Source organism: Streptomyces sp. NBC_00038 (assembly GCF_026343635.1).
Lineage (GTDB): Bacteria > Actinomycetota > Actinomycetes > Streptomycetales > Streptomycetaceae > Streptomyces.
Window position 1 is genome coordinate 5,746,680 of sequence record NZ_JAPELQ010000001.1, and the last position, 23,253, is coordinate 5,769,932.

Annotated in this window: 20 protein-coding genes; 8 read left to right on the forward strand and 12 right to left on the reverse strand. The window is 69.9% G+C overall.

All coding sequences use genetic code 11. The features are described 5' to 3' along the window. Positions 1-89: 89 nt before the first annotated feature. Positions 90-2,363, reverse strand: coding sequence for a transglycosylase domain-containing protein (locus OG219_RS26030; protein WP_266830285.1), 2,274 nt, complete (start codon positions 2,361-2,363; stop codon positions 90-92). A gap of 407 nt (positions 2,364-2,770) precedes the next feature. Between OG219_RS26030 and OG219_RS26035 the strand changes: the two genes are divergently transcribed. After that, complete coding sequence (locus OG219_RS26035) at positions 2,771-3,109, forward strand: WhiB family transcriptional regulator (protein ID WP_266463939.1); 339 nt, start codon at positions 2,771-2,773, stop codon at positions 3,107-3,109. Positions 3,110-3,199: 90 nt separating this feature from the next. On the opposite strand, the gene OG219_RS26040 is transcribed toward OG219_RS26035, so the two are convergent. Together OG219_RS26040 and OG219_RS26045 are read right to left on the reverse strand one after the other, a co-directional pair. After that, positions 3,200-4,666, reverse strand: coding sequence for an ArsA family ATPase (locus tag OG219_RS26040; RefSeq protein WP_266830286.1), 1,467 nt, complete (start codon positions 4,664-4,666; stop codon positions 3,200-3,202). After that, on the reverse strand, positions 4,663-5,640 hold the full coding sequence (locus OG219_RS26045; protein WP_266830287.1) for an ArsA-related P-loop ATPase: 978 nt from the start codon (positions 5,638-5,640) through the stop codon (positions 4,663-4,665). Before OG219_RS26045 ends, OG219_RS26040 begins: the two co-directional genes overlap by 4 nt. 118 nt (positions 5,641-5,758) lie before the next feature. On the opposite strand from OG219_RS26045, the gene OG219_RS26050 reads away from it, so the two are divergent. The 4 genes from OG219_RS26050 (at position 5,759) to OG219_RS26065 (ending at position 8,289) form a co-directional block, all read left to right on the forward strand. Continuing rightward, the gene (locus OG219_RS26050) at positions 5,759-5,917 is read left to right on the forward strand and encodes a DUF4177 domain-containing protein (RefSeq protein WP_003967454.1); all 159 of its coding nucleotides are present in this window, start codon (positions 5,759-5,761) and stop codon (positions 5,915-5,917) included. Next, a complete protein-coding gene (locus OG219_RS26055; RefSeq protein ID WP_266830288.1) occupies positions 5,914-6,384 on the forward strand; it encodes a RidA family protein in 471 nt (156 codons plus the stop codon). Before OG219_RS26050 ends, OG219_RS26055 begins: the two co-directional genes overlap by 4 nt. A 211-nt stretch (positions 6,385-6,595) precedes the next feature. After that, the gene (locus OG219_RS26060; RefSeq protein WP_266830289.1) at positions 6,596-7,462 is read left to right on the forward strand and encodes an NUDIX hydrolase; all 867 of its coding nucleotides are present in this window, start codon (positions 6,596-6,598) and stop codon (positions 7,460-7,462) included. Next, positions 7,459-8,289: an MBL fold metallo-hydrolase gene (locus tag OG219_RS26065; protein WP_266830290.1), complete on the forward strand. Its 831-nt coding sequence runs from the start codon at positions 7,459-7,461 to the stop codon at positions 8,287-8,289. The genes OG219_RS26060 and OG219_RS26065 overlap by 4 nt, the downstream gene beginning before the upstream one ends. Positions 8,290-8,311: 22 nt before the next feature. On the opposite strand, the gene OG219_RS26070 is transcribed toward OG219_RS26065, so the two are convergent. From OG219_RS26070 to OG219_RS26080, 3 genes are all read right to left on the reverse strand, one after another. Further along, positions 8,312-9,130 carry a nucleotidyltransferase domain-containing protein gene (locus tag OG219_RS26070; protein WP_266830291.1) on the reverse strand — a complete coding sequence of 273 codons (819 nt, stop codon included), beginning with the start codon at positions 9,128-9,130 and terminating at the stop codon, positions 8,312-8,314. Between the two features lie 36 nt (positions 9,131-9,166). Further along, a complete protein-coding gene (locus OG219_RS26075) occupies positions 9,167-10,309 on the reverse strand; it encodes a PQQ-binding-like beta-propeller repeat protein (RefSeq protein WP_266830292.1) in 1,143 nt (380 codons plus the stop codon). A gap of 95 nt (positions 10,310-10,404) precedes the next feature. Beyond that, entirely contained in the window at positions 10,405-11,079 is a 675-nt protein-coding gene (locus OG219_RS26080) for a Crp/Fnr family transcriptional regulator (RefSeq protein WP_016642758.1), read from the reverse strand. Positions 11,080-11,415: 336 nt separating this feature from the next. Between OG219_RS26080 and nth the strand changes: the two genes are divergently transcribed. The 3 genes from nth to OG219_RS26095 all read left to right on the forward strand — a co-directional run bounded on the left by nth (position 11,416) and on the right by OG219_RS26095 (position 14,517). Continuing rightward, positions 11,416-12,378: an endonuclease III gene (gene nth / locus OG219_RS26085; protein WP_266830293.1), complete on the forward strand. Its 963-nt coding sequence runs from the start codon at positions 11,416-11,418 to the stop codon at positions 12,376-12,378. A gap of 97 nt (positions 12,379-12,475) precedes the next feature. Next, positions 12,476-13,198, forward strand: a complete 723-nt coding sequence (locus OG219_RS26090) for a CoA pyrophosphatase (protein ID WP_266830294.1) — start codon at positions 12,476-12,478, stop codon at positions 13,196-13,198. Positions 13,199-13,317: 119 nt separating this feature from the next. Then, positions 13,318-14,517 (forward strand): MarP family serine protease, encoded by a 1,200-nt coding sequence (locus OG219_RS26095; RefSeq protein ID WP_266830295.1) that lies wholly within the window; start codon positions 13,318-13,320, stop codon positions 14,515-14,517. Positions 14,518-14,555: 38 nt separating this feature from the next. Here OG219_RS26095 and OG219_RS26100 read toward each other — a convergent pair whose 3' ends face one another. From OG219_RS26100 to OG219_RS26125, 6 genes are all read right to left on the reverse strand, one after another. After that, a complete protein-coding gene (locus OG219_RS26100; protein ID WP_266457296.1) occupies positions 14,556-14,738 on the reverse strand; it encodes a hypothetical protein in 183 nt (60 codons plus the stop codon). A gap of 140 nt (positions 14,739-14,878) precedes the next feature. Continuing rightward, complete coding sequence (locus tag OG219_RS26105; RefSeq protein ID WP_266457293.1) at positions 14,879-15,829, reverse strand: alpha/beta fold hydrolase; 951 nt, start codon at positions 15,827-15,829, stop codon at positions 14,879-14,881. Continuing rightward, positions 15,826-16,314: a phage holin family protein gene (locus OG219_RS26110; RefSeq protein ID WP_266830298.1), complete on the reverse strand. Its 489-nt coding sequence runs from the start codon at positions 16,312-16,314 to the stop codon at positions 15,826-15,828. Before OG219_RS26110 ends, OG219_RS26105 begins: the two co-directional genes overlap by 4 nt. Positions 16,315-16,357: 43 nt before the next feature. Next, a complete protein-coding gene (nhaA, locus tag OG219_RS26115) occupies positions 16,358-17,761 on the reverse strand; it encodes a Na+/H+ antiporter NhaA (protein ID WP_266830300.1) in 1,404 nt (467 codons plus the stop codon). Between the two features lie 580 nt (positions 17,762-18,341). Beyond that, entirely contained in the window at positions 18,342-20,342 is a 2,001-nt protein-coding gene (gene acs, locus OG219_RS26120) for an acetate--CoA ligase (protein WP_266830302.1), read from the reverse strand. A 484-nt stretch (positions 20,343-20,826) separates the two neighbouring features. Next, on the reverse strand, positions 20,827-23,232 hold the full coding sequence (locus tag OG219_RS26125) for a bifunctional SulP family inorganic anion transporter/carbonic anhydrase (protein WP_266836235.1): 2,406 nt from the start codon (positions 23,230-23,232) through the stop codon (positions 20,827-20,829). Between the last annotated feature and the right edge of the window lie 21 nt (positions 23,233-23,253).

Here is a 23,253-nt window from a genome sequence, read left to right on the forward strand (position 1 = left end):
CCCCTTGTCACAAGGGGCGCCCCCACCGCCGTATCGGACTTCGAGCATCGAGCAGGACCCGGTTCCCGCAGGAACGAGCCGGACAGACCCTAGTCCCGCCCACCGTTCCCGTTGCCACCGTCGCTCTGCCCCTGGATGAAGCCCTCCGGGAGGGAGATGGTGGGCGTCGGCGTGCCGCCGGTCGTGGTGCCGCCGGTCGTGAGGCCGCCGTCGATCAGACCGCCGTTGTTCCCGTTGCCGTTCCCGTCGTCCCCGTTGTCCCCGTCGTCGTTGCCCTTGCCCTTGTCCTTCTCGGGGTCGGGGATGTTGACGAGGTTGAAGGACGGGGAGTCCTTGCCGTCGAGGGCGCCGGTCATCGCGTCCTTCCAGATGGGACCCGGCACCTGACCGCCGTAGACCTTCTCGTGCCAGACGCCGCCGATCGTGATGTTCTCCATCTCGACCTTCTGCGTGGCGCTGCCGACCCAGACCGCGCCGGCGAGGTTCGGCGTGTAGCCGACGAACCAGGCGTTCTTGCGGGAGTCGGTCGTACCCGTCTTACCGGCGTTGGCGCGGTCGGTGAGGCCGGCGGCCTGACCCGTACCGGAGTCGATCACGCCGCTCAGGAGGGTGTTGACGGTGTCCGCGGTCTTCTCGGACATCGCCCGCGAGCACGTGGACTTCGGCACGTCGAGGGACTTCTGCTCGTTGCCGACCTTCTGCGTGATCGACTCGATGGCGACCGGGGTGCAGTACATGCCCCGGGCGGCGAAGGAGGCGTACGCGGTGGCCATCGTCAGCGGCGAGAGGCCCACGGCGCCCAGCGCGATGGACGGGCTCTCCGGCAGCTTCTCGCCGTTGCCCTGTGTGACGTGCAGCTTGTCGGTCATGTCGACCACGGGGCACAGGCCGATGTCGGAGATCATCTGCACGAAGTAGGTGTTGACCGACTTGGCCATCGCCTCCTTCAGCTGGTACGGCCCGACCTCGGACTCGGCCTCGTTCTCCACCGTGTCGCCCTGCGTGTTGACGTACGGATCGGTGCCGCACCGCTGAACGGGGCTCGGGTAGTCCATCTCGTACGGCGACGCGTACTCCTGGGTCGCGGGCTTGCCCTCCTCCAGGGCGGCCGCGGCCACGAACGGCTTGAAGGTGGAACCGGTCGGGAAGCCGAAGTTCGAGCCGCCCATGGCGTAGTTGACCGAGTAGTTGTACTCGGTCTCGTTCTTGCCGTAGCCGTACGGCGTCGCCTGGCCCATGCCGACGATCTTGCCCGTGCCCGGTTCGACCAGGGTGGCCGCCGCGGTGACCTTGTCCGTCTGGTTGACGTGGTCCTTGAGCGAGGCCTGCACCGATTCCTGTGCCTGCGGGTCGAGCGTCGTACGGATCGTCAGGCCGCCCTGGTTCCAGATCTTCGCCCGCTCCTCCTTGGTCTCGCCGAAGACCGGGTCGCTGAGGAAGACCTTCTCCACGTACTTGCAGAAGAAGGCCGCGCCCTCGACCGCCGTGATGCAGCCGTTGTTCGGCTTGCTGACCTTCAGGCCGAGCGGCGTCTTCATGGCCTTGTTGGCTTCCGCCTGCGAGATGTCGTTCGTCTCGGCCATGCGCTGCAGGACGGTGTTGCGGCGCTTGGTGGCCTCCGCCTCGTCGTTGACCGGGTCGTACCGGCTGGGCGACTGGACGATGCCCGCGAGCAGCGCCGACTCCTGGAGGTTCAGCTCCTTGGCGGGCTTGGAGAAGTAGCGCTGGGCCGCGGCCTCGATGCCGTACGCCTGCTCGCCGAAGAACGTGATGTTCAGGTAGTTCTCGAGGATCTTCTTCTTGCCGAGCTTCTCCTCGAGCTGGATCGCGTACTTGAGCTCGCGGATCTTGCGGCCGAGGGTCTGCTGGGTGGCCTGGGCGACCTTCGTCGGGTCGTCGCCGGCCTCTTCGACGAAGTAGTTCTTCACCAGCTGCTGGGTGAGGGTGGAGGCGCCCTGGGACACTCCGCCGCTCTGCGCGTTCTGGTTGAGGGCGCGCAGGACGCCCTTCAGGTCGACCGCGCCGTGCTCGTAGAAGCGTGAGTCCTCGATCGCGACGATCGCCTTCTGCATGTACGGCGAGATGTCCTTGAGGTCGACCACGGTGCGGTCACGCGAGTAGACGGTGGCGATCTGACCGCCTTCGCTGTCCAGGATCGTGGTCCGCTGACTCAGCTGCGGGCTCTTCAGGTTGTCCGGAATCTCGTCGAAACTCTGGACCGAACCCTTGGCCGCGAGACCGAGCGCGCCTGCCGCGGGCAGCGCGATTCCGGCCATGACCGCTCCCGCGAGCACGCTGACACCGAGGAACTTGGCGGCCTGCTGGAATGGCGACAGACCACCGCCCGAGCGCTTCTTTGGCATGAGGGCAGCCTACGTTCTCAATCGCCGGACACGCGTATAGGCCTTGGCCTAAGCTGCTCTCAACTGTCACAGCAGTGCGGCTACGTATCAATACGTCCGGCGACCCCGAATCGTTCCGGAGGTTCCCTAAATTTTTGTTGGGGGCGTGTCCGAATCCGCCTTGTGTGTCACCCGGCGTCCGTTGTGACTCAACTGAACTGTCCCGGTTTGCCGGGATACTCACGTATGTCCTCAGGTCACTCCCCCGGGTGATCTGCCGCTTACGCATAGTCCGTTCGGGCCATTCAAGATTGGGCCCGAAGGGGGTGTTGCGCTGTGCCCACCTTCCGTAACGTCCTCAACTGGCGGCGGTGAATATGCCGCTGCCGCCGTGGGGGAGCCTCGATTCGGGAGAGGACGGCGCCGGTATGGGCTGGGTAACCGACTGGAGTGCGCAGGCGGCCTGCCGCACTACCGATCCGGATGAACTGTTCGTTCAAGGAGCAGCGCAGAACCGGGCGAAGGCAGTGTGCACCGGATGTCCGGTGCGCACGGAGTGCCTCGCCGATGCGCTCGACAACCGCGTCGAATTCGGCGTGTGGGGTGGCATGACCGAGCGGGAGCGCCGCGCACTGTTGCGCCGGCGGCCCACCGTCACCTCTTGGCGTCATCTGCTCGAGACCGCGCGTACGGAGTACGAACGCGGTGCGGGCCTGCTGCCTCTTGATGAGGAAGAGGTGTACGAGCGCTACTTGGCGGTGGGCTGAGGGCGTTTCCCTCAGTCCCCGCAGCAGTCCCTGTTGGTCATGGCCACGGCTGTGCAGGTCATGGCCCCGCAGGCGATCGAAGGCGCCGCGTCAGGCGCCGGCTTCGGGCAGCTCCGGTCGACCGGCCGCGAGCCGGTTCCCGATGTCCCGCAGCCCTGCCAGGTCGTGTACGTCGCCGGGCAGCGCCGCCACTTCGGCCACCGCCACCTCGGGGTGGAGGGCGGCGAAGCGGTCACGCGTGCGCTGCTCGCGGGAGAGCAGCTGCATGCGCTCGGCGTGCAACCTCAGCAGGCCTGCGGTGAGTTGCTCGACGGTACGGCCGGTGTCTGTGGTCCGGTTCCCGTTCGTGGCAACGGTCCTGTCCGTGGCGGCGGGGGAGCCTTCGGCGGGATCGTCGGAGGTGTCGGGAGCTGGTGCCTCGGAAGCGGGAGATTCTGAACTGTCGTACGTGTCGGGAGAGTTACGAAGTCCAGCCTTCCCGTCCCCCTGATCCACAATGCGACCCTCGGCAAGATTTTCCGCGGCTTCCAGATCACGGTCCTCCGCGGCGTCGAGTCCGAGGTTTTCCGCGGCGGCGAGTGCCCGCTCGGCCGACAGCTGAGCGGCGCCGCTGCCGTGCACCCGGTTGAGCACCAGACCGGCGAACGGCATGTCCTCGGCTGCCAACCGCTCCACGAAGTACGCGGCCTCGCGCAGCGCGTCCCGCTCCGGGGCCGCCACCACCAGGAAGGCCGTGCCGGGTGCCTGGAGCAGCTTGTACGTGGCGTCCGCGCGCGTACGGAACCCGCCGAAGGTCGTGTCCATCGCGGAGACGAAGGTCTGTACGTCCTTGAGGAGTTGCCCGCCGAGGAGCTTCCCCAGGGTGCCGGTCATCAGCGACATCCCGACGTTCAGGAACTTCATTCCCGCCCGGCCGCCCAGCTTCGCCGGCGCCGTCAGCAGCCGGATCAGCCGTCCGTCCAGGAAGGACCCGAGCCGCTTGGGCGCGTCGAGGAAGTCCAGGGCCGAGCGGGACGGCGGCGTGTCGACGACGATCAGGTCCCATTCCTCCCGTGCCCGCAGCTGCCCGAGCTTCTCCATCGCCATGTACTCCTGCGTGCCCGCGAAGCCCGCCGAAAGCGACTGGTAGAAGGGGTTGTTCAGGATCGCCGCCGCCCGCTCGCGGTCCGCGTGCGCCTCGACGATCTCGTCGAAGGTGCGCTTCATGTCGAGCATCATGGCGTGCAGTTCGCCGTCCCCCTCGACGCCCTTCACCCGGCGTGGGGTGTTGTCCAGGGAGTCGATGCCCATGGACTGGGCGAGGCGGCGCGCCGGGTCGATGGTGAGCACGACGACCTTGCGGCCGCGTTCGGCGGCGCGCAGCCCCAGCGCCGCCGCCGTGGTCGTCTTGCCGACGCCGCCCGAGCCGCAGCACACCACGATGCGGGTCTTCGGGTCGTCGATCAGCGGATCGACGTCCAGGGGGCGCGCCGCGTCCAGCCCGCGAGCGGAATCCTGCGCGTGGGCGGATTCCTGTGCGCGGGCGGAGTCGTGTGCGCGGGCCGGGTCCGAACTCATGAGATCCCTTGCTGACGCAGTTCCTTGGCGAGTTGGTACAGGCCCGCCAGATCCATTCCCTCGGCGAGCAACGGGAGTTCGTGCAGCGGCAGGCCCTGCTCCGTGAGCACGGCCCGCTGCTCGCGCTCCAGGGTGTGCCGCTCGGCGTACTCGGCGGCCTGCTCGAGCAGCGGGTCCACCAGCCGCTCGGCGAGCCCGCCACGGCGGGCGCCGCCCAGTCCGGCCGCGGAGAGCGACTTGGCGATGGCGGTACGGGGAGCGGCGGCCGTGAGCTCCAGATCGGCGTCGTCGAGCAGCGCGGGCCGCACCATGTTCATGATGATCCGCCCCACCGGCAGCTTCGCGGCCCGCAGTTCGGCGATGCCGTCCGCGGTCTCCTGTACGGGCATCTCCTCCAGGAGCGTCACCAGGTGAACGGCCGTCTCCTTGGACTTGAGGACGCGCATGACGGCCTGTGCCTGATTGTGTATCGGGCCGATCTTCGCGAGGCCCGCCACCTCGTCGTTGACGTTCAGGAAGCGGGTGATCCGCCCCGTCGGCGGCGCGTCCATGACCACGTAGTCGTACGCGAACCGCCCGCTCTTGTCCTTGCGGCGTACGGCCTCGCACGCCTTGCCGGTCAGGAGCACGTCCCGCAGACCCGGCGCGATGGTCGTCGCGAAGTCGATGGCACCGAGCTTCTTCAGGGCGCGGCCGGCGCTGCCCAGCTTGTAGAACATCTGGAGGTAGTCCAGAAGGGCCAGTTCGGGGTCGATGGCGAGGGCGTACACCTCCCCGCCCCCGGGAGCGACGGCGATTTTCCGCTCCCCGTAGGGCAGCGCTTCTGTCTCGAAGAGCTGCGCGATGCCCTGTCTGCCCTCGACCTCGACGAGGAGGGCGCGCTTGCCCTCCGTCGCGAGGGCGAGCGCGAGGGCGGCGGCTACCGTGGTCTTGCCGGTACCGCCCTTGCCGCTGACGACCTGGAGCCTGCTCACGTATTCGAGCCTAACCAGTCGGCCGCCGTACTACGCAGGAGGCTGTGGACAACGTGTGCGCGAGGCCTCGGACGACACCCGCGAAAGGCCGTGCCCGGCAACGGCTACAGTCGGCGACATGACCAAGTGGGAATACGCAACCGTGCCTCTGCTCGTCCACGCCACGAAGCAGATTCTGGACACCTGGGGCGAGGACGGCTGGGAGCTCGTCCAGGTCGTGCCCGGGCCGAACAACCCCGAGCAGCTGGTGGCCTACCTGAAGCGGGAGAAGGCATGAGTGGCGCCATCGAGGCCAAACTGGCGGAACTCGGGCTGACACTGCCCGAGGTCGTCCCGCCGCTGGCCGCGTACCAGCCTGCCGTGCAGTCCGGCGTGTACGTCTACACCGCGGGCCAGCTCCCGATCGTGGAAGGCAAGCTTCCGCTCACCGGCAAGGTGGGCGCGGAGGTCACGCCCGAGGAAGCCAGGGACCTGGCCCGCACCTGCGCCCTGAACGCGCTCGCCGCGGTCAAGTCCGTCGCGGGTGACCTGGACCGCATCGCGCGTGTCGTGAAGGTCACCGGCTTCGTCGCCTCCGCCTCCGACTTCACCGGCCAGCCCGCCGTCCTCAACGGAGCCAGCGAACTCCTCGGCGCCGTCCTCGGCGACAAGGGCGTCCACGCCCGAAGCGCGGTCGGCGTGGCGGTCCTCCCACTGGACGCGCCGGTGGAGGTCGAGATCATGGTGGAACTGACGGCCGCGTAGGCGCGCCCCGTCAGGAGCGCGGGGAACTGCGCGACCAGCCCCCACCGACCCGCAGTCAAAGGGCGACCCGGCGGGGTCCGGGGCGAAGCCCCGGAGGATGGGACGGGTAGGGGCGGAGGGGGCGAAAACTGTTCCCAGCCTGGTCCGGGGCAGGGTGCGGTAACCATCCGGGCCCCTCGAACATCCGCCCGGCTCGGGATAGCCTCCGCCCATGGCGAATGGGCAGTGGTTCCCCCCGGAGTGGCCCGACCGCATCCGCGCGCTCGCGGAGGGCACCCTCACCCCGGTCACCCCGAAGCGGGCGGCCACGGTGATGCTGCTCAAGGACGGGCCCGCCCCCACCGTGCACATGCTGCGCAGACGCGCCTCCATGGCCTTCGCCGGAGGCGCGTACGCGTATCCGGGCGGCGGCGTAGACCCGCGCGACGACGAGCACCACATCCGCTGGGCGGGCCCCACGCGCGCGTGGTGGGCGAAAAGGCTCGGCGGCGACGAGACCTCCGCCCAGGCCGTCGTCTGCGCCGCGGTCCGCGAGACGTACGAGGAGGCAGGCGTCCTCCTCGCCGGCCCCACCCCTGACACGGTCGTCGGCGACACCACGGGCGAGGAGTGGGAGGCGGACCGCGCCGCCCTGGTCGCCCGCGACTTCTCCTTCGCGGAGTTCCTGGACCGCCGGGGACTCGTCCTCAGGTCGGACCTCCTGGGCGCCTGGGCCCGCTGGATCACCCCGGAGTTCGAGACCCGCCGCTACGACACGTGGTTCTTCGTGGCCGCCCTCCCTCAGGGCCAGCGCACCCGCAACGCCTCCACTGAGGCCGACCGCACGGTGTGGATCAACCCGGCGGACGCGGCAGCCTCGTACGACAAGGGTGAGCTGCTGATGATGCCGCCGACCATCGCGACCCTGCGCCAGCTCACCGCGTACGACACCGCCGCCGACGCCCTCGCCGCAGCGCCCGACCGCGACCTGACCCCCGTCCTGGCCAAGGCCCGCCTGGAGAACGGCGAAGTGGTGCTCTCCTGGCCCGGCCACGACGAGTTCACCAAGCACATCCCGACCGGTGGAGCCTCCGCATGACCGACGCAGCAGCCCTCCCCGGCCAGCCGAGGGGCGGGGTGCTCTCGGGCCCCGCCACCCTGCGAGCCGTCAACGTCCTGGCCCCCAACGCGTCCGCGATGACCCTGGACGGCACGAACACCTGGATCCTGGCCGAGCCGGATTCCGAGCTCGCGGTGGTGATCGACCCGGGGCCCCTGGACGACGTACATCTGCGGAATGTCGTGGACACGGCCGAGAAGGCCGGCAAGCGGATCGCGCTGACCCTGCTCACGCACGGACACCCCGATCACGCCGAGGGCGCCGCGTGGTTCGCCGCGCTGACGGGCACCAAGGTGCGGGCGCTGGATCCGGCGCTGCGGCTCGGGGACGAGGGGCTGGGTGCGGGGGAGGTGATCACCACCGGTGGCCTGGAGCTGCGCGTGGTGTCCACCCCCGGCCACACCTCCGACTCGCTGTGCTTCCATCTCCCGGCCGATCAGGCGGTCCTGACCGGGGACACCGTCCTCGGCCGCGGTACGACCCTGGTGGCCCACCCCGACGGCCGCCTGGGCGACTATCTGGACTCCCTGAGGCGCCTGAGGTCCCTCACGGTCGACGACGGTGTCCACACCGTCCTGCCGGGCCACGGACCCGTCCTCGAAGACGCCCAGGGCGCGGTCGAGTTCTACCTCGCCCACCGCGCCCACCGCCTCGCCCAGATCGAGACGGCGGTCGAGAGCGGTCACCGGACCCCGTCCGAGGTCGTCGTCCACGTGTACGCGGACGTGGACCGCTCCCTGTGGCCCGCGGCCGAGCTGTCGGTGCGCGCCCAGCTGGACTACCTGCGGGAGCACGGGCTCATCTAGGGCCCGTCCGGTCGATCAGGCCCTACGCTCCCTCGCCCGGCCTCGGAGCCTTGACGCCATGCACGCGCGCGTACTCCTCGGCGAGCCACGGCCCGAGGTCGTCGACGTACGACCTCAGGACGGTGAGGTCGCCGCTGGGCTCGTAGCCGAGGGCGGCCGCCTCCCGCATCCGGTCGCCCCGCTCCGGGTAGTACGCGGCGAACGCCTCGGCCATCTCCCGCAGGTCGCTGGTCCAGCCGTTCCAGCGCGGCATGACGAGCGTGAACCCGGTCCGTACGAGATGGCGTGACATGAAGCGCACCAGCGGGCGCCGGGCCTCCTCCGTGTCGGCGGCATCGGCGATCCGCGAGCGCCAGCGCGGCAGGAACAGCGCGAGGTCGCCGTTCGTCTCGCGGGCGAGGAGGGAGTCGGGGCGGTAGCGCGGCAGGTACTCGGCCAGATCCTCGCCCAGGAGGCGCGTACAGAGGCAGGCGACGAACCAGCCGAGGTCGTACGTCTCCAGTTCGCTCAGCAGCCGCGTACGGCCGACCAGGAGCGTTCCGGCCCCGTCGATCTGCGCGAACTCCTTGTCCAGCGCCTCGTCGAGGGAGCGGGCGTCCGCACGGTCCTCCTCGGTGGGCTCCTCGCGCAGCACGAGCAGCAGATCGAGATCGCTGCGCCCCACGCGCGCGTTGCCGCGCGGAATCGACCCGTAGAGGTACGCGCTGTCGAGCCGCGCCCCGAAGACGTCGAGGACCCGGTCCCGCGCCATGGCCACCACGGGCCGGAACTCCCGCGGGACGCGCCCGAGGGCGCCCTCGGGCGCGATGTAGCCCTGGGCGTCGAGCCCCTTGTTCTGCATGGCACCACTGTGCAACGGCGACGCGACGCCGTCAGGTCATTTCCAGCGGAAGACCCGCAGGCGCTGGAGGGTGCGCGGCGCTGTGCAGATCACGGCGAGGCTGTCCCCGGAGGCGGCGAGGTGCGCCTGGAAGCTGTAGCCGGGCAGGGCGCGTTCGGCCACGACCCGGCCGTCGGCGGGGTCGAGCACCGTCGCGTGGTCGCCGTAGCCGTTCAGGACCACGAGGTAGCCCCGGTGCGCGAGCGGGAAGACCGTGCGGCCGTACGTGCTGTGCCAGACCCAGCGGAGGTCGCCCGTGGTCGTGGAGAACGCCCGGATCCGGCTTCCCGAGTGCTCCTGGTCGTCCGGCTGGGGCGAGACGAGTTCGACGGCGATCGTGTCGCCGACGATCGCCGGGTGCGCCCCGAACTCCTCGTACGAGGGGGGTACTTCGTTCGGCGGCGGCTCCTTGTACAGCCGGCGAAGGCTGATCGCCAGCTCAGCGTTCTCGCTCACCACGTAGAGCCGGCGGGGAGCGGGACGGGTTGCGGGTCCGCCGTGTCCGACGGTGGACACGACGACCGGCTCGGCCGTCAGGACGGAGGCGTCGCCCCAGCCCTCGGGGAGCGGTCGCTCCCATTGGAGAGCACCGGTGCGCGCGTCGAGCACGCGGACCATGGGCGGCGTGTTCCCGCCGCGGGTCCGGACGGTTGCGATGCGGCCGCCGCCGAGCGCCACCTCGGGCGCGTCCGCGCCGACGGATCCCAGCTCGTCGGCGCGCTGCGCACGCGTCCAGACCACCGCGCCCGTGCCGAGGTCCAGCCCGGTGAGGTGGACGTGCTCCGTGGTTCTGTCCGCGACGGCGTGGTGGGGGTGCTCCGTGGCGTCGTCCCCGGCGGCGTGGTGCAGTACGACGCCTACGCCGTCCGGCGCGTCCGGCGAGACGTGGGCGATCACCTGGCCGTCGGGCGGCTGCCAGGTCCACAGCCGGGCACCTGTCGTCAGGCCGTACGCCTCCACCCGGTCTAAGCGGGCCAGGGCGAGGGTCCCTTCCGCCGCCCAGGTGCCCAGCGGTGCGCCCGGGTTCCCCTTCTCCCGCGGGTACTTCCACAGCCTCGGCGCGGTGGCCGGGCCCCGCCGCCACCAGGGTCCCTTCGTCTCCCCGCCCCAGAACGACTCCAGCACTCTGTCCTCGTACATCCCCACCCCTTGGATCCCCACCCGGTGATACCTGAAGGGCCCCACCGTGAGGCAGGGCCCTTCAGTAAGAAGAAGTCGTACGAGCAGTGCTGGTGCTAGCGCGAACGCTTCGCGAGCCGCTCCACGTCCAGCAGGATCACGGCACGCGCCTCCAGGCGGAGCCAGCCGCGGCCCGCGAAGTCGGCGAGGGCCTTGTTGACCGTCTCGCGGGACGCGCCGACCAGCTGGGCCAGCTCCTCCTGCGTGAGGTCGTGCACGACGTGGATGCCCTCTTCGGACTGCACGCCGAAGCGGCGGGAGAGGTCCAGGAGGGCGCGGGCGACGCGGCCAGGGACGTCCGAGAAGACCAGGTCGGACATCTGGTCGTTGGTCTTGCGCAGGCGCCGGGCGACGGCGCGCAGCAGGGCGGCGGCCACCTCGGGCCGCGCGTTCAGCCAGGGCTGGAGGTCGCCGTGGCCGAGGCCGAGCAGCTTGACCTCGGTCAGCGCGGAGGCCGTGGCCGTGCGCGGACCCGGGTCGAACAGCGACAGCTCGCCGATGAGCTCACCGGGGCCCAGGACCGCCAGCATGTTCTCGCGGCCGTCGGGTGAGGTGCGGTGGAGCTTCACCTTGCCCTCGGTGACCACGTAGAGGCGGTCCCCGGGGTCGCCCTCATGGAAAAGAGCGTCGCCGCGAGCGAGGGTCACCTCACTCATGGAGGCGCGGAGCTCCGCGGCCTGCTCGTCATCGAGCGCCGCGAAGAGCGGGGCGCGCCGCAGAACGTCGTCCACGAGTTCTCTCCTTGTCGACCTGCTCAGGGGATCTTGCTCCCCCTTGGTACCAGGGGACCGTGTTCCCCATCTTGCCGGACGGTCCAAACAGTGTGATCAGTCACAAGTCTGCCGCACTGGTGTCCCGGGCAGTGCGGCAGGGGGCCAATTGGGGGCTGATCTCCTGGGTCCGGGGCGGATGTCAGTGCCGGGCTTTAGGCTGGCCGAGTGTCCAAAACGCCGGTGAGAGCACAGGCCAAGGGGGCTGGGCGGGTGGTTGTACGTCGCAATTCTGCTGTGGGCGAACAGCCCACGGACGGTACCAAGAAAACGACAAAGGGAGCAAAGCGGGCCCCGGTGAAGGCGACGCCCGCGAAAGCTGCCCCCAAGAAGGTGACGGCTACGACCGGGAAGCCGGCCTCCGCCAAGAAGGTGCCTTCCGTCAAGCCCTCGCAGTCCGCCAAGAAGGCGTCCTCCGCCAAGCTCCCGCAGTCCGCCAAGAAGGCGACCCCTGCCAAGCCCCCGCAGAAGGCCCCCGCGCCAGACACCGCCTTGGTCCGCCGAGCCCGCCGCATCAACCGCGAACTCGCCGAGGTGTACCCGTACGCCCACCCGGAGCTCGACTTCGAGAACCCCTTCCAACTGGTCGTCGCCACCGTCCTGTCGGCGCAGACGACCGACCTGAGGGTCAATCAGACGACCCCGGCGCTCTTCGCCAAGTACCCGACCCCCGAGGACCTGGCCGCGGCCAACCCGGAGGAGGTCGAGGAGATCCTGCGCCCGACGGGGTTCTTCCGGGCCAAGACCAAGTCGGTGATAGGGCTCTCCAGGGCGCTGCGGGACGATTGCGGGGGCGAGGTCCCCGGCCGTCTCGAAGACCTCGTCAAGCTCCCCGGCGTGGGCCGCAAGACCGCCTTCGTGGTGCTCGGCAACGCCTTCGGGCGCCCCGGAATCACCGTGGACACCCATTTCCAGCGGCTGGTCCGCCGCTGGCAGTGGACCGCGGAGACGGAGCCCGACAAGATCGAGGCGGCCGTCGGTGCGCTCTTCCCGAAGAGCGACTGGACCATGCTCTCCCACCACGTGATCTTCCACGGCCGCCGCATCTGCCACGCCCGCAAACCCGCCTGCGGCGCCTGCCCCATCGCCCCGCTCTGCCCGGCGTACGGAGAGGGTGAGACGGATCCGGAGAAGGCGAAGAAGCTCCTGAAGTACGAGAAGGGCGGCTTCCCGGGCCAGCGCCTCAACCCCCCGCAGTCCTACCTGGACGCGGGCGGCATCCCGGCGCCCCCGCTGGGCACACCTCAGGGCGCTGGATGACGGCCCCCGCCGGGAACACCCAAGACGCCTCATGGCTCCGGACCACGGAACGAACACGGCACGTGCAGGCGTTGGGAAGAGCAGAACGGGGGTGGCGATGACGCACGCCGGCAACACGCAGGGCGGTCGATTGGCCGGCAACACGCAGGGCGGCCCGGTGGCCGTGAGCAAGGACGGTCTGCCCGACTGGCTCGATCCGGTGGTGCACGCCGCCGAGTCGGTGGAGCCGCTCCAGCTGAGCCGCTTCCTGCCCCCGAGTGACGGCGCGGGGCGCCAGTCCGCCGTGCTCATCCTGTTCGGCGAGGGCGAGCGAGGCCCCGAGCTGCTGCTCATGGAGCGCGCCACCTCCCTGAGATCGCACGCCGGACAGCCCTCCTTCCCCGGCGGAGCCCTCGACCCCGAGGACGGCGACCCGAAGGCCGACGGGCCGCTGCGGGCCGCTCTCCGCGAGGCCGAGGAGGAGACCGGGCTCGACCCGAGCGGCGTCCAGCTCTTCGGCGTGCTGCCCAAGCTCTACATCCCGGTGAGCAGCTTCGTGGTCACGCCGGTCCTGGGCTGGTGGCGCCGCCCGACACCGGTGGGTGTGGTTGATCCGAACGAGACGGCGCGGGTCTTCACCGTCCCCGTGGCGGATCTCACGGACCCCGCCAACCGTGCTACCGCCGTGCATCCCAGAGGTCACCAGGGTCCGGCATTCCTGGTCGAATCGGCCCTCGTCTGGGGCTTCACGGCGGGCATCATCGACCGGATCCTGCACTATGCGGGCTGGGAGCTGCCCTGGGACCGCGACAACCAGGTCCCGCTCGACTGGCGCGCATGACAGGGTGGCCCCGTGCTGTGTCTTCCTGGGGGACGCCGCACCCGTCAGCGGCTGTGCCGCGGGTCGCACCCCCAGCCGAGACGGAGTGACCGAAGAGTGATGAGGCGAGGCTCGAAGCAGTGAACGTGCTGGACATCCTGTTGCTGGTCGCCGCCGTGTGGTTCGCGATCGTGGGCTATCGCCAGGGCTTCGTCGTCGGCATCCTGTCCGTGATCGGCTTCCTGGGGGGCGGCCTCGTCGCCGTCTACCTGCTCCCGGTCATCTGGGGCGCGGTCACCGACGACGCCGAGGTGAACACGACCGCCGCCGTCGTCGCTGTCGTCGTCGTCATCGTCTGCGCCTCCGTGGGCCAGGCCCTCACCACACACCTCGGCAACAAGCTGCGCCGGTACATCACCTGGTCCCCGGCCCGCGCCCTGGACGCGACGGGCGGCGCCCTCGTCAACGTCGTGGCGATGCTCCTGGTCGCCTGGCTGATCGGCTCGGCCCTGGCCGGCACTACGCTGCCGACGCTCGGCAAGGAGGTCCGCAGCTCCAAGGTGCTGACCGGCGTGTCACGGGCTCTGCCCAACCAGGCCGACACCTGGTTCGCCGACTTCTCCTCGGTCCTCGCGCAGAACGGCTTCCCGCAGGTCTTCAGCCCGTTCGCCAACGAGCCCATCACCGACGTCCAGCCCCCCGACCCGGCCCTCGCCAACAGCGCGGTCGCCATCCGCGCCCAGAGGTCCATCGTCAAGGTCATGGGCACCGCCCCGAGTTGCGGCAAGGTCCTCGAAGGCACCGGCTTCGTCTTCGGCGACCGCCGTGTGATGACCAACGCCCACGTGGTCGGCGGAGTCGACGAACCCACCGTCCAGATAGGCGGCGAGGGCAAGAAGTACGACGCCACGGTCGTCCTCTACGACTGGGAGCGCGACATCGCCGTACTCGACGTGCCGAGCCTGGACGCGCCCGCCCTCCAGTTCACGACCGAGGACGCCACCAGCGGCAACAGCGCGATCGTCGCCGGCTTCCCGGAGAACGGCGCGTACAACATCCAGCCCGCGCGCGTACGCGGCCGCATCACGGCCAACGGCCCGGACATCTACCACCGGGGCACGGTGCGCCGCGACGTCTACTCGCTCTACGCGACCGTCCGCCAGGGCAACTCCGGCGGCCCGCTGCTCACCACCGACGGCAAGGTGTACGGCGTGGTCTTCGCGAAGTCGCTCGACGACGCCAACACCGGGTACGCGCTCACCGTGGACGAGGTCCAGGAGGACATCACCAAGGGCCGTACCGCGAACCAGCAGGTGGACAGCGACAGCTGCGCGCTCTGACGCCGATCAGTGTGTCGGTGGCCAACCGTGAGGACGGCTCAGCCTCGAGGATGGCGCAGCCGCACCGAGACCCAGCGGGCCCGACGGCGCAGGATGCGCGGGATCCCCACCAGGGGATGATCCGTGCCCGGCAACTGCGGGGTGCCCCTCTGATGGGAGCTCAGGCCCGCGGCCGAGCGGCGTGTGCGTGCTGCGTCACTGTAGTCGTGCGTCCAGCCCATACCCCGACGTCTGCCCCCGCCCCAAGGTCGATAACCGCCCCCTGGCCCCCCAATTGGCCTATGCGTAAGGCATTTGGCTGTTCGTAGGACAGGCGTTCCTGTCCGGATACCGGACGCCCGAGCCTACTGAGGGAACGGCCTCACCGATCAGGCTCGGGATCCTTCAGCCAGTTGACCAATTCGGTCGAAAACGCCACCGGATCCTCTTCGTGCGGGAAGTGTCCGAGCCCGTCGAACAGCCGCCAGCGGTACGGCGCTTCGACGTACTCGCCGGAGCCCGCGGCACTCCGCGTCCGCATCACCGGGTCGAGCGAGCCGTGCAGATGCAACGTCGGCACTCGGACCGGCCGCTTCATCCGCCGGTTGAACTGGATCCCGTCCGGGCGGGCCATGGACCGCACCATCCAGCGGTACGGCTCGATCGCGCAGTGCGCCGTGGAGGGGATGCACATGGCGCGGCGGTACGTCTCCACGGCCTCGTCGTCCGGAAGGCGCGGCCCCGACCAGTCCCGTACGAGACGGCCCACCAGCGCGCCGTCGTCCGCGACGAGTTGGCGCTCCGGGATCCACGGCCGCTGGAACCCCCAGATGTATGAACCCGCGGCCGTCTGCTTGACGTCGGAGAGCATGGCGTAGCGCCAGCGCCGGGGATGCGGCATCGAGGAGACCACGAGCCGGCGTACGAGCTTGGGGCGCATCACGGCCGCCGTCCACGCCAGATATCCGCCCAGGTCGTGCCCGACCAGCGCGGCGTCGGGCTCGCCGAGGGACCGTACGACTCCGGTGATGTCGAGCGCGAGGTTGGCGGGGTCGTAGCCGCGGGGTGTGCGGTCGCTGCCGCCGACTCCCCGCAGGTCCATGGCGACGGCGCGGAAACCGGCGTCGGCGAGCGCCACCAGCTGATGGCGCCACGTCCACCAGAACTGCGGGAAGCCGTGCAGCAGCAGGACGAGCGGCCCGTCGCCCATCTCGGCGATGTGGAAGCGCGCGCCGTTGGCCGCCACGTCCCGGTGGATCAGGCCTTTTCCGCCGGGGATGTCGAGCTTCACGACCGAAGTGGGTTGCGCCGAAGGTGTGGCGGGGTCCGTCATGAGGACGAGCGTGCCACAGCCTCGATGGCCTCGGGCACACGATCCTGTGCGGGCAGCTCCCGGGGGTGCGGCTTGGCGTTCTGCAGGACCCCCGCCGTCTCCTTCACCGAGGCCGCGACCTTCTGCGGGCCCTTGCTCTTCTTGGCCTTCTTCGCGAAGACCACGCCGATCAGCGCGAGCACGGCGGCGACCAGTACGTTCGCCGCGAAGGAGAGCAGGAAGCAGATCGCGAGGTTCCAGTCGCTCCAGGTCCGGATGCCGTACGCCAGGGCGAAGCTCAGCATCGGCAGGGAGAAGATCAGCACCGCGCCGGCCCCCGCGAACGCGCCACCGCTGATCGCCCCGCGCTTGACGTCCTGCTTGAGCTGCGCTTTCGCCAGCGCGATCTCGTCGTGCACCAGCGAGGACATCTCGGTCGTCGCCGAGGCGAACAGCTGGCCGATGCTGCGTTCGGCTCCGACCGGACTGCCGTCGGGTGCACTCATCGCATTCTCCCTCTCCTGCATGTTTTTGTACGGTCGTGTCAGATCATGCCGGACCGTCGTCCCCGTCGCTTGCCCCGCCCGTCACTTCGGCAAGCCTTCGGTGCTCGGCGGCCTTGCGCTCGTAGATCTCGGCCATCCGCAGGTGGTACTCCGGCTTGTCCTGCTCGTAGATGTCGGGGATGCCGTCGAGGTCGTCGTCGCGCTCCTCGGCCTCGACCAGTCCGCGGTACTTGGCGTTGCGTATCTTCAGCAGAGTTCCGGCGCACACGGCCGCGATGAGGGAGCCGACGAGGACGGCGGCCTTGACCTCGTCGGTGAGCGCCGGGTCGCCGTCGAAGGCGAGTTCGCCGATCAGCAGCGAGACGGTGAAGCCGATGCCCGCGAGGGAGGCGACGGCGAAGACGTCCGGCCAGGCCAGGTCGTCACTGAGCGAGGCCCTGGTGAACCGGGCCGTCAGCCAGGTCCCGCCGAAGATGCCGACCGCCTTGCCGACGACGAGCCCGAGGACGACGCCGAGCGTCTCGGGCCGCTGGAACACATCCCCCAGTACGCCTCCCGAGACCGCGACCCCGGCGCTGAACAGCGCGAACAGCGGCACGGCGAGGCCCGCCGACAGCGGACGTACGAGATGTTCGACGTGCTCGCCGGGGGAGTGCGCCTCGCCCTCGCGCCGGGTGCAGCGCAGCATCAGGCCCATCGCGACACCGGCGATGGTGGCGTGGATGCCGCTGTTGTACATCAGCCCCCAGATGACTAGGGCGAGCGGAACGTACACGTACCAGCCGCGTACGCCCTTCCGTAGCAGCAGCCAGAAGACGCCGAGGCCGACGACCGCGCCGGCGAGGGCGGCGAAGTTCAGGTCGGCGGTGAAGAAGACCGCGATGATCAGGATCGCGAAGAGGTCGTCGACGACGGCGAGCGTCAGCAGGAAGGCGCGCAACGCCGACGGCAGGGACGTACCGATGACCGCGAGGACGGCGAGCGCGAACGCGATGTCGGTCGCGGTGGGCACCGCCCAGCCGTCGAGAGAGCCGCCACCCAGCACGTTCGTGAGGGTGTAGACGAGCGCCGGAACCACCATTCCGCACAACGCGGCGGCGACCGGCAGGAGCGCCGCCTTCGGGTCCCGCAGCTCTCCGGCCACCAGTTCGCGCTTGAGCTCGATACCGGCGACGAAGAAGAACACGGCGAGCAGTCCGTCGGCCGCCCAGTGTTGGAGGGAGAGGTTCAGACCCAGCGAGCTGGGACCGATGTGGAAGTCGAGGACGGTCTGGTAACTCTCCTTGATCGGAGTGTTCGCCCAGATCAGCGCCGCGATCGCGGCCACGAGCAACAGCACGCCACCAACGGTCTCGGCACGCAGCGCGTCCGCCACGAAGTTCCGTTCCGGCAGGGACAGACGGCCGAGGAACTTGCGGTTGGTGGTGCGGGGCGCGGGGGCGGACACGGGAGACCTCCGGTCGGGCGGGCAGGACGAATCACATGCCGACCAGACTTCCCGGCGCACCTTGAGGATCTTGTCGCGTCGCTGACGCGCTCATCATCCTACCGAAGGTTCACCCGGACCTATCCGGTGATCTTCACGTTATGTGCAAATGGGGTGCTTGGCGCGTTTGGCGGGGGCGTGAGGGTTTTTCGCCCCCGCCGCCCCTACCCGTCCCATCCTTCTGGGGCTCCGCCCCAGACCCCGCTCCTCAAACGCCGGAGGGGCTGAATCTTTCCCCGGCCAGCGCTGAATTCTTTCGCCCCGGCCAGAGAACCACTCAGCTCCGGCCGGCAGATCTTCCAGCGCTGGCCTCAGAGCTTTTCAGTCCCGGGAGATCTTTCAGCCCGTCCGGCGTTTGAGGACGAGCGCGTCAGCGCGATACGGGGGTCTGGGGGCGGAGCCCCCAGGAACGGGAAGGGAAGGGGCGGAGGGGGCGAAGAAAACCCCCGTGATGCCCGTCGTGCGGAGCCCCGCGCCCCCGGGGTGTGGGGGAGCACAGGGCCCCCACACCAATCAGGGGCGGGTGGGCGGGGAGAAATCCTCAGTCCTCGCTCGATGCCGCCGGCAGCTTCGACTGGATCAGGTCCATCACCGTGGAGTCCGTCAGCGTCGTGACGTCACCAAGCTCCCGGTTCTCCGCCACGTCACGCAGCAGCCGCCGCATGATCTTGCCGGAGCGCGTCTTCGGCAGCTCCGCCACCGGCAGGACCCGCTTGGGCTTGGCGATCGGCCCGAGCACGGTGCCCACGTGATTGCGCAGGTCCGCCACCAGCCCCTCATCCTCGGCGGAAGCCGTCCCACGCAGGATCACGAAGGCCACGATCGCCTGCCCGGTCGTCTCGTCCGCCGCGCCCACGACCGCCGCCTCGGCGACCGACGGATGCGAGACGAGCGCCGACTCGACCTCGGTCGTCGAGATGTTGTGCCCGGACACGAGCATCACGTCGTCGACCCGCCCGAGGAGCCAGATGTCCCCGTCCTCGTCCTTCTTCGCCCCGTCCCCGGCGAAGTACTTGCCCTCGAACCGCGACCAGTACGTGTCGAGGAACCTCTGATCGTCCCCCCAGATGGTCCGCAGCATCGAAGGCCACGGCTCGGTGAGTACGAGGTAGCCGCCACCCCCGTTGGGAACCTCCCGGGCCTCGTCGTCCACGACGGTCGCCGAGATCCCCGGCAGAGCCCGCTGCGCGGAGCCGGGCTTGGTCTCCGTCACCCCCGGCAACGGCGAGATCATCATCGCGCCGGTCTCGGTCTGCCACCAGGTGTCCACGATCGGCGTCCGGTCGGCCCCGATGTGCTTCCGGTACCAGATCCACGCCTCGGGGTTGATCGGTTCACCGACCGACCCGAGCACCCGCAACGACGACAGATCGAACTTCGCGGGGATGTCGTCGCCCCACTTCATGAACGTACGAATGGCGGTCGGCGCCGTGTACAGGATCGTCACCCCGTACTTCTGCACGATCTCCCAGAACCGCCCCTGGTGCGGGGTGTCCGGCGTCCCCTCGTACATCACCTGCGTCGCGCCGTTCGAGAGCGGCCCATACGTGATGTACGAGTGCCCGGTGACCCAGCCAATGTCGGCCGTGCACCAGTACACGTCGGTCTCCGGCTTGAGGTCGAAGACGGCGTGGTGGGTGTACGAGGCCTGCGTGAGGTAGCCGCCCGAGGTGTGCAGGATGCCCTTCGGCTTCCCGGTCGTCCCGGAGGTGTAGAGGATGAACAGCGGGTGCTCGGCCTCGAACGCCTCCGGCGTGTGCTCGGCGGACTGCCGCTCGACGATCTCGTGCCACCACACGTCACGGCCGTCGGTCCAGGCGACCTCCTGCCCGGTACGCCGCACCACCAGCACCTTGTCGACCCCGTCGACCCGGCTGACCGCTTCGTCGACCGCGGGCTTGAGCGCGGACGGCTTGCCGCGCCGGTAACCACCGTCGGAGGTGATGACCAGCTTGGCGTCGGCGTCCTGGATCCGGGTGGCGATCGCGTCCGCCGAGAAACCGCCGAACACGACCGAGTGCGCGGCACCGATCCGGGCGCAGGCCAGCATCGCGACGACGGCCTCGGGGATCATCGGCAGGTATACGGCGACCCGGTCGCCCTTCTCGACTCCCAGCTCGGTCAGCGCGTTCGCGGCCTTGCTGACCTCGTCCTTCAGCTCGGCGTAGGTGATGGCCCGGCTGTCGCCCGGCTCGCCCTCGAAGTGAATGGCGACCCGGTCGCCATTCCCCGCCTCCACATGCCGGTCCACGCAGTTGTACGCGACATTCAGCTTGCCGTCCTTGAACCACTTGGCGAACGGCGGATTCGTCCAGTCCAGCGTCTCGGTCGGCTCGGTGGCCCAGGTCAGCCGGCGGGCCTGCTCGGCCCAGAAGCCGAGCCTGTCAGCCTTGGCCTGCTCATACGCCTCCGCGGTGACATTGGCGTTCGCCGCCAGGTCGGCGGGCGGCGCGAACCTGCGCTCTTCCTTCAGCAGGTTGGCCAGGCTTTCGTTGCTCACGACATCTCCCTTTCCCAGGGTGTCCGTTGTGTCCCGGGCCACAGCTCATCAGACCCGGGGGGCTGGTGACAAGGGCCGATCCGAAATTGGTTTAGACCTATCGGAGCTGCATGCTAGCGGCTGGGAGCTCGTCAGAGGGACGCACTCCGGGGCACGTACGACGCGGCGTTCGGGTTCACCCGGTAACTCTTCCAGGGCTTCGACCAAGGACAGCCGAAATCCCCCTGAAGCGAGGGGAACCCCGAGGAAAACGGATACGGGACGAGCCCGCCGCCGCGGCACGCGACCCACACCAACATGGTGCGCGGCCCCACCGACTGGAACCACGCACCACGCCCGGACCACCACGCCCGGACCACACATGACGGTGTACAGGGTCATGTGCGGTCCGGGCGTACGAGATCACGCGTCACGGCGTACGAGGCCACGCGTTATCGCCGTCACGCCGTCACGCCGTCACGCCGTCACGCCGTCACGCCGTCACGCCGTCACGCCGTCACGCGTGACAGTGAGGCAGTGGGGCAGATCACGCGGGATGCCGCAGATCCTCCGACGCGCACACGTGATCGAACAGTTCGGCCCCCTCGCGGTCGGCCAGCAGATACGCCTGCGCCTCGCCCACGTGGAAGTACATCCCGTGCAGCTCGAGCACACCCTCCCGCAGGGCCCGCGCCACGGACTCGTACGCCCGCAGATGCTCCAACTGCTGCACCACGTTGGTCAGACAGAGCTGCTCCACCGCGTCGGCGGGCGCCCGCCCGGCCAACCGCGCCCACGGCCGGTCCTTGGCAGCCATCCGCTCCAGGCTCGGCAGCCCGTGCCGCAACCACCGCTTGAGCGGCGTCATCGCCCCTCCGGGCTCCGCGTTCATCAGGGCCTGCATCGCCCCGCACCCGGAGTGCCCGCACACCGTGATGGACCGCACCTTCAGCACGTCCACCGCGTACTCGATCGCCGCGGCCACCGAGTCGTCCCCGCTCTCCTCCCCGGGCAACGGCACGAGGTTGCCCACATTCCGTACGACGAAGAGGTCACCCGGACCACTGGACGTGATCATCGACGTGACGAGCCGCGAGTCGGCACAGGTCAGGAACAACTGGGACGGCCGCTGCCCCTCCCGTGCCAGCCGCGCCAGCTCACCCCGCACCAGGGGCGCGGTGTTGCGCTGGAACGCGCTGATGCCGCGCGCCAGTTGGTGCCCGCTCTGCCCACGCTCCCCGTCCCGCGCGCGCCGCCCCGAGGAAGCCGTCACTTCACCCGGCTCACCGGGCTCTCCCGCAGGGCTGCCCGAGGGTACGAACTGCGGGCTCGCGGAGGGCTCGCAGTGGTGGTTGCGCCAGGGCGTCCAGGGCCGGCACCGGCAGTGGGCGGAGCCCGCGGGCTCGGCGATCCGCGCTCCGGCCCGCCCGGTGAGTTCGACCGTGCCGCCTTGCGCGGAGTGCGCGTTCTGCCAGTCATGCAGCGCCTCGTACGCCGCGTGGTCCATGAACGAGCCGTCCAACTCCACGACGGCGCTGGCTCCCTGGGGCATCTGGTGCAGTGTGCGGCTGAGCCGCGGCACCGCGAGGAACGTCAACTGCCCTCGTACGCGTACGTAATGGACTCCTCCCTTCTCTTCGTGCGTGATGCGGGTGCGGGCGAGGCGGTGCAGGGCGACGCCGACGGCCACGGAGACCCCCAGCACCACTCCCTCGAGAACGCCGAGGACGACGACGCCGAGCGTGGTGACGGCGTACACCAGCACCTCGCGGTGACGGGTGACCGTGCGGATGTGGTGCAGGGACACCATCTGGATGCCGACGGCCATCACCAGGGCGGCGAGCGATGCGAGCGGGATCAGCTCCAGGATGGGGACCATCAGCAGCGCGGCAACTACTACGAAAACGCCGTGCAGCATCGTGGAGTTCCGGCTCACGGCACCGGCTTGCACATTCGCGGAGCTTCGTACGGCGACCCCGGCGACCGGCAGCCCGCCGAGCGCGCCGGAGGCGATGTTGGCGGCGCCCTGCCCGAGCAGTTCCCGGTCGAGGTCCGAGCGGCCCACCCGTGCCTGCAACTCGGGCCGTCCTGCCACCAGCTTGTCCACGGCCACGGCGCCGAGCAGGGACTGCACGCTGCACACGAGCGTGACGGTGAGAACGGCGGCCACGATTCCGAGCACCGGCCCCTCGGGCAGCCCGGCCAGCGCGTGACTGCTCCAGGACGGCAGGTCGACCTTGGGCAGGGTCAGCCCGGCGAGCGAGGCGGTCGCGGTGGCCCCGGCGACGGCGACGAGCGCGGCCGGGACCTTGCGCAGCAGCTCGCCCACGCGCCCGGGAATCCGCGGCCAGGCAAGGAGAAGCAGCAGGGTCAGCGCGCTCATCGACACCGCTGCGGGGTCGACGTTCGCCAACTGGTCGGGCAAGGCACGGATGTTGTCGAGGACGGCGCTCTGCGGGGTGCCGCCCAGCACGATGTGGAGCTGGGCGACGGCGATGGTCACGCCGATGCCGGCGAGCATGCCGTGCACGATCGCGGGGCTGACGGCGAGCGCCGTACGGGCCACTCGCAGGCAGGCCAGCCCCAGTTGGGTGATTCCGGCGAGGACCGTGATGGCGCAGGTGGTGCGCCATCCGTAGAGGTGGATCAAATCGGCGGTGACGACCGTGAGTCCGGCGGCGGGCCCGCTCACCTGGAGGGGGGAGCCGCCCAGGCGTCCGGCGACGAGTCCGCCGACGGCGGCGGCCACGAGGCCCGCTTGGAGCGGCGCGCCGGTGGCGAGGGCGATGCCGAGTGACAGGGGCAGAGCGATCAGGAAGACCGCGATCGAGGCCGACAGATCGGCGCCCGCGATACGGAATCGGCGGGGCGGAGTCGGCGGGGGGCTGTGGGGCTGGTGGATGCGCTTCGGCCGAGTCGAGTCGGCGGCGCGGGTGGGGACGCAGGCAGACATGGTTCCCGTCTCCTCCGGGGC

What these genes read in the sequence shown, in the direction of transcription:
- OG219_RS26030 (WP_266830285.1), bottom strand. Translation starts at nt 2,363, where the DNA reads ATGCCAAAGAAGCGCTCGGGCGGTGGTCTGTCGCCATTCCAGCAGGCC.
- OG219_RS26035 (WP_266463939.1), top strand. Translation starts at nt 2,771, where the DNA reads ATGGGCTGGGTAACCGACTGGAGTGCGCAGGCGGCCTGCCGCACTACC.
- OG219_RS26040 (WP_266830286.1), bottom strand. Translation starts at nt 4,666, where the DNA reads ATGAGTTCGGACCCGGCCCGCGCACACGACTCCGCCCGCGCACAGGAA.
- OG219_RS26050 (WP_003967454.1), top strand. Translation starts at nt 5,759, where the DNA reads ATGACCAAGTGGGAATACGCAACCGTGCCTCTGCTCGTCCACGCCACG.
- OG219_RS26055 (WP_266830288.1), top strand. Translation starts at nt 5,914, where the DNA reads ATGAGTGGCGCCATCGAGGCCAAACTGGCGGAACTCGGGCTGACACTG.
- OG219_RS26060 (WP_266830289.1), top strand. Translation starts at nt 6,596, where the DNA reads ATGGCGAATGGGCAGTGGTTCCCCCCGGAGTGGCCCGACCGCATCCGC.
- OG219_RS26065 (WP_266830290.1), top strand. Translation starts at nt 7,459, where the DNA reads ATGACCGACGCAGCAGCCCTCCCCGGCCAGCCGAGGGGCGGGGTGCTC.
- OG219_RS26070 (WP_266830291.1), bottom strand. Translation starts at nt 9,130, where the DNA reads ATGCAGAACAAGGGGCTCGACGCCCAGGGCTACATCGCGCCCGAGGGC.
- OG219_RS26075 (WP_266830292.1), bottom strand. Translation starts at nt 10,309, where the DNA reads ATGTACGAGGACAGAGTGCTGGAGTCGTTCTGGGGCGGGGAGACGAAG.
- OG219_RS26090 (WP_266830294.1), top strand. Translation starts at nt 12,476, where the DNA reads ATGACGCACGCCGGCAACACGCAGGGCGGTCGATTGGCCGGCAACACG.
- OG219_RS26100 (WP_266457296.1), bottom strand. Translation starts at nt 14,738, where the DNA reads ATGGGCTGGACGCACGACTACAGTGACGCAGCACGCACACGCCGCTCG.
- OG219_RS26105 (WP_266457293.1), bottom strand. Translation starts at nt 15,829, where the DNA reads ATGACGGACCCCGCCACACCTTCGGCGCAACCCACTTCGGTCGTGAAG.
- OG219_RS26110 (WP_266830298.1), bottom strand. Translation starts at nt 16,314, where the DNA reads ATGAGTGCACCCGACGGCAGTCCGGTCGGAGCCGAACGCAGCATCGGC.
- OG219_RS26125 (WP_266836235.1), bottom strand. Translation starts at nt 23,232, where the DNA reads ATGTCTGCCTGCGTCCCCACCCGCGCCGCCGACTCGACTCGGCCGAAG.